Annotated in this window: 1 protein-coding gene; it reads left to right on the top strand. The window is 37.2% G+C overall.

From position 1 onward, the window contains the following. Positions 1 to 89: 89 nt before the first annotated feature. Positions 90 to 314: a hypothetical protein gene (locus V7659_RS26840; RefSeq protein WP_335543134.1), complete on the top strand. Its 225-nt coding sequence runs from the start codon at positions 90 to 92 to the stop codon at positions 312 to 314. Positions 315 to 328: the final 14 nt, after the last annotated feature.

The following is a 328-nucleotide window of genomic DNA, read 5'->3' as shown; positions in this document are numbered from 1 at the left end:
CTTTTCTATTTATTTTATCTTTTCCACGAATAGAAGACAATTAATATTAAACAATAAGAATAAATAACCTTAGAAAGGAAGAAATGCTGATGTATGTAGGACGTGATATGACCGAACTGTCGATGATGTCGAAATCGGATTGGAAAAGCAGTGAACTTGCATTTTTCCACCATTCTTTGCAGCAGATTGCCCCCTATTTAAATAGTGAGGGACAAACGATCCATCGTGAAATTATTGAGGAAATCGAAAGCCGGGGCGGCATTAATAGACAAGAGGCAGATTATACCCATGGTACGAAAACAGTATATGATTAAGAAAAGCGCAAGCG

Origin of the sequence: Neobacillus drentensis, from assembly GCF_036966985.1 — a bacterium.
In the GTDB taxonomy this organism is placed as follows: domain Bacteria; phylum Bacillota; class Bacilli; order Bacillales; family Cytobacillaceae; genus Neobacillus; species Neobacillus drentensis_E.
The sequence above is the reverse complement of the archived record's forward strand: the minus strand, read 5'-3'. Positions and strand labels throughout refer to the sequence as shown.

What these genes read in the sequence shown, in the direction of transcription:
- V7659_RS26840 (WP_335543134.1), top strand. Translation starts at nt 90, where the DNA reads ATGTATGTAGGACGTGATATGACCGAACTGTCGATGATGTCGAAATCG.